The sequence below is a fragment of the Terriglobales bacterium genome (assembly GCA_035624475.1).
Lineage (GTDB): Bacteria > Acidobacteriota > Terriglobia > Terriglobales > Acidobacteriaceae > DASPRL01.
In genome coordinates this window covers 1-4,108 of record DASPRL010000019.1, presented here as the reverse complement: position 1 = coordinate 4,108, position 4,108 = coordinate 1, and the positions used below count along the sequence as shown (strand labels likewise).

General features: G+C 66.5%; 5 protein-coding genes and 1 tRNA gene. 1 reads left to right on the top strand and 5 read right to left on the bottom strand.

The window, feature by feature from the left end:
• The 4 genes from VEG08_01165 to VEG08_01150 all read right to left on the bottom strand — a co-directional run.
• Window positions 1–891 (bottom strand): hypothetical protein (locus VEG08_01165; protein HXZ26587.1); only part of this gene is annotated, 891 nt, incomplete at its 3' end.
• Window positions 892–966: 75 nt separating this feature from the next.
• Window positions 967–1,257, bottom strand: a complete 291-nt coding sequence (locus VEG08_01160; protein HXZ26586.1) for a PilZ domain-containing protein — start codon at window positions 1,255–1,257, stop codon at window positions 967–969.
• Between the two features lie 3 nt (window positions 1,258–1,260).
• Window positions 1,261–2,439, bottom strand: coding sequence for an acyl-CoA dehydrogenase (locus VEG08_01155; protein HXZ26585.1), 1,179 nt, complete (start codon window positions 2,437–2,439; stop codon window positions 1,261–1,263).
• A 76-nt stretch (window positions 2,440–2,515) separates the two neighbouring features.
• Window positions 2,516–3,394: a tetratricopeptide repeat protein gene (locus VEG08_01150; protein ID HXZ26584.1), complete on the bottom strand. Its 879-nt coding sequence runs from the start codon at window positions 3,392–3,394 to the stop codon at window positions 2,516–2,518.
• A 165-nt stretch (window positions 3,395–3,559) separates the two neighbouring features.
• Between VEG08_01150 and VEG08_01145 the strand changes: the two genes are divergently transcribed.
• Window positions 3,560–3,635, top strand: a tRNA-Thr gene (locus VEG08_01145).
• A 23-nt stretch (window positions 3,636–3,658) separates the two neighbouring features.
• Here the strand turns inward: VEG08_01145 and VEG08_01140 are convergent.
• The coding region (locus VEG08_01140; protein ID HXZ26583.1) for a hypothetical protein at window positions 3,659–4,108 on the bottom strand (450 nt) is incomplete at its 5' end.

Sequence of the window (4,108 nt, the reverse complement as noted above, 5' to 3'; positions counted from 1 at the left end):
CGCGCCCGCCGGCGCGCGGGTGGCGCGGCGGCTGTCCACCGCCTTCTTGTACTTGGAGACTTTGCGGAAGCTCTCCATGGCCTCGCCGTACTCCTGCTTGAGCAGGCGGGCCTCCTCCACCTCGGCCAGGTGCTTGACGATGACGTCGCCCTCGATGCGGCTCATGATGCTGGCGCCTTCTTTCTGCACCTTGGCGGCGAAGGTCTTGATCTGCTCGGTGGCCTCCTTGAAGAGCTGCTCGAAGCGCGCCCCGAAGAAGGCGTTATAGACGGCCAGGGTGGCCAGCACGCGGGGATGATAGATGGAAGGTCCCAGCGCCTGCTTGATCTCGCGCGCCCGCTGCACGATGCCGGAGTCCATGAGGGCGTCGAAGTGGCGGAACTCGTCCACCTCCTGCTCCAGGAACTCGAACTCCTGGACCAGTTGCGAGTGCTCCGGGGGCAGCTCCGGGGGCTTCATGTCGCCCATCACCTTGTAGAGTTCGGCCTCGAACTCGAGAGCGTCGGCGGCGCTCTGCTGCACCGGCTCGAAGGCGGGATTGGCGGGGGGCCGCTTGCGGCTGCGGAAGAGGAAGGTGACCACGAAGTCGGCCTTCTCGCGGTCGGCGGGCGAGCCTTTGCGCATGTAGTAGCGCAGCAGGGCCTCGGCGACCTCGTAGCGGGTGGAGCGCTTGAGGGCGTCGCGCACCATGGGCGGGGTGATGGCCAGGTCCAGGATGGCGAGCCAGGTCTTGAAGGAAGAGACGGAATGGGCGCCCTCCGGGGTGGGCCGGAACTCCTTCACCTCCTGGGGCACGGGCACGGCATGGCCGACGGTCTCGTGCAGCAGTCCCATGTAGAAGATGTGGACGCTGACCAGGTCGTGCAACTCGAGGGTCGAGCTCTTCGACAAAGTCGGACTCCAAGGTCTGTGTTCCGGGGGCGGGTTTCAAAGTCTAGTGCAGGACGGGGCGGGGAACAAGCGTCTTCAGGAGGAGGCGCCTTCCCGCCCGGAAAACTCGACGCCCACGGCCTCGCCCTTGCGGTAGCGCACCACCACGCTCAGAGTGTGGCGATTGTCGGTGCGGGGTTCGACCACGGTGATGCGCAGGCGCTGGCCGGGCTGGAATCCGGCCGCGGCCTGCTCGGAGCCGGTGTGGATGAGCATGCCGCCGCCGCTGGCCTGGGCCACGCGTCCCAGCTCGCGCCCGGTGTCGTCGACGGCGCGGGCGTCGTCGGGCAGCAGCAGGCGCTCGAAGCGGCGCTGTTCCCGCGGCATGGCTTACTTGCCTCCCAGAACCAGCTTGGCGATGGTCTGCAACTGCATGTTCGACGTGCCTTCGTAGATCTTGCCGATCTTGGAGTCGCGCCAGTACTTCTCCACCGGGTAGTCCTTGGTGAAGCCGTAGCCGCCGTAGATCTCGATGGCCAGGGAGGTCACGCGCTCGGCCACCTGGGAGGCGAAGAGCTTGGTCATGGCGGCCTCCTTGACGAAGGGGAGGCGCGCGTCCTTCATGCGGGCGGCGTTGTACACCAGCATGCGCGCCGCCTCGATCTCGGTGGCCATCTGGGCGAGCTGGAACTGGATACCCTGGAATTCGGCGATGGCCTTGCCGAACTGCTTGCGCTCCTGGGCGTACCGGGCGGCGCAATTCCAGGCGCCTTGGGCCACGCCCACCATCTGCGCCCCGATGCCGATGCGGCCTTCGTTCAGGGTCTCGATGGCGATCTTGTAGCCCTTGCCGGCCTCGCCCAGCACGTTCGACTTGGGCACCCTGCAATCCTCCAGGATCAGTTCGCAGGTGGAGGAGGCGCGGATGCCCAGCTTGTCTTCCTTCTTGCCCACGCTGAAGCCGGGGAAGCCCTTCTCCACCAGGAAGGCGGTGATGCCCTTGTAGCCGGCGGCCGGGTCGAGGGTGGCAAAGACGATGAACAGGCCGGCCTCCTTGCCGTTGGTGATCCACAGCTTGCGGCCGTTGAGGAGGTAGTCGGAGCCCTTGAGTTCGGCCTTGGTGGCCAGGGCGAAGGCGTCGGAGCCGGAACCGGCCTCGCTCAGGGCGTAGGCGCCCACGCACTCCGCCGCCATGCGCGGGCAGTAGCGCTTCTTCTGCTCCTCGTTGCCCCAGCGCAGGATGGCGTTGTTGACCAGGGTGTTCTGCACGTCCACGATCACTCCCGCGGAGGCGTCCACGCGGGAGAGTTCCTCCACCGCCAGTACTGCTTCGAAGAAGGTGCCGCCGCCGCCGCCCAGGCTCTCGGGGATCTCGATCCCCATCAGCCCGAGTTGGAAGAACTGGTGGACCAGTTCCTTGTCGAAGACGCCCTTCTCATCCATCTCCTTGGAGAGAGGGCGGATCTTCTCTTCGGCGAACTGGCGGATGTTGTCGCGGAAGAGGACCTCGTCTTCGGTGAGCGCCACCAGGGGGGCGGGCGCGGGCTTCTGGGCTAGGGCTTCGGGCATAAGGACTTCCTCGGGAAGAAAATAGGACGAACGATGGATTGTAGCACCGCGAAGGGAGAGAGAGCAGCGGGGCGCGCTAGCGGCGGCGGACGGGCTTGAGTTCGTCGGTCTCGAGGATCTTGCGGATCTGGTTGCGGGCGTGCACGGCCCAGGGGCCGCTGGTGTCGAGGCGGACGTAGGAGCGCCAGTGGGTGAGGGCCTTGCGCGGCGACTTCAGCTTCTCGTAGGCCAGGGCCAGGTTGTAGTGGGCGTCGGCGTAGGTGGGAGCCAGGGCGATGGCCGCCTTGTAGGACTGGATGGCCTCCTCCAGCCGCCCGGTCTCATCGAGCACGTTGCCCAGGTCGAAGTAGGCGAGAGCGTAGCGCGAGTCCGATTCCACCGCGGCGCGGTAGTGCTGCTCGGCGAGCGCGTACTCCTGGCGGTTGTAGTAGAGGGTGCCCAGGTTGATGTGGGCGGCAGCGTAGCGGGGCTCCAGCTCCAGCGCCTTCTGGTAGGCCTCGATGGCCTCGCGCTGGGTGGTGGGATCCTCTTCCAGAGCGATGCCGCGGGCGAAGTGATCGGCCACGGTCTCCAGCGGGCGGATGGACTTCACCTTGGCCGGCACCACGGCGCGGGTTCCGGAACCGAAGTCCATGACGAACTGTCCGGCGATGGGCTCCACCGCCTGGCCCTGGTGGCGGAAGGCCACGCGGCGGCGGCCGGTGGAGAAGGTCCCGGCCTCCAGCAGGGGCTTCTCCATGCCCGCCACCTGGCGCTGCATGGCTTCCAGGGACTGGCGGATCACTGCCGGGCGCACCTTCTTGGCGCACAGGTCGCGCAGCTTCTTGATCTGCAGGAGATGGAAAAAGGAATAGCTCTCGGTGGCGTCGATCAGTCCGGCTTTCTCCCAGCCCGCCAACTGTCGTGCCGTGATGCGAAGGATGCGAAGTACGTCCGCTCGCCGGTACGTGTTCACTGGACGATGCTCACACCTCGGGCTCATTATCGGGAGGGTGCGCGCGGTTGGCAAGAGCAAACTTGGTTCCGGGATGTGGAAAACCAGGCCGGAAAAATCGCACCGCGCGCGGTGCAGCTTTCTCTTTTTCGCCGCCGCCGTTTAGAATGATCGCATACCACAGGGGCCGACGTAGCTCAGTTGGTAGAGCAGTCGATTCGTAATCGACAGGTCATCGGTTCAAGTCCGATCGTCGGCTCCAGAAATCCAGCCCTCAGCCCGCCGCTAGCGCGCCTTCTGCCCTTCACAGACCGTGCCGCAGTAGCCCAGTTGCGCATGGGCGATGCGGCCGTCGGCGCCCACCGCCCAAACGTCGCCGGTGGAGAAGACCGCACTCATGCTGTTGAACCCGGCGGGCAGCGTCAAGCTCCAGCTCTTCAGGCCATCCTGGGACACGGCCGTCCCCGACGATCCCACCACCGCGATCCAGCCTGTCTCGGAGACGTAGGCGACCGCGGAGAAGTACTTCTGCGGGGCCACCGCAGCCGGCTTCCAGGTTTTGCCGCCATCGTCGGTGAGGGCCAGGTTGGCGCCGCCCTGTTCGGGGTGCTGGTAGTCGCCGCCGGCGATCACGCCGTGACGCGCGTCGCGGAAGGCCACGGAGAAGATCCCCGAGGAAGCGCTGCCGTGCACGATGGGAGTCTCCGCCGCCTGCCAGGAGAGGCCGCGGTCGCG

Bases quoted from the DNA above. Each gene is read 5' to 3' on its own strand.
- VEG08_01160 (HXZ26586.1), bottom strand. From the start codon at position 1,257: ATGCCGCGGGAACAGCGCCGCTTCGAGCGCCTGCTGCTGCCCGACGAC.
- VEG08_01155 (HXZ26585.1), bottom strand. From the start codon at position 2,439: ATGCCCGAAGCCCTAGCCCAGAAGCCCGCGCCCGCCCCCCTGGTGGCG.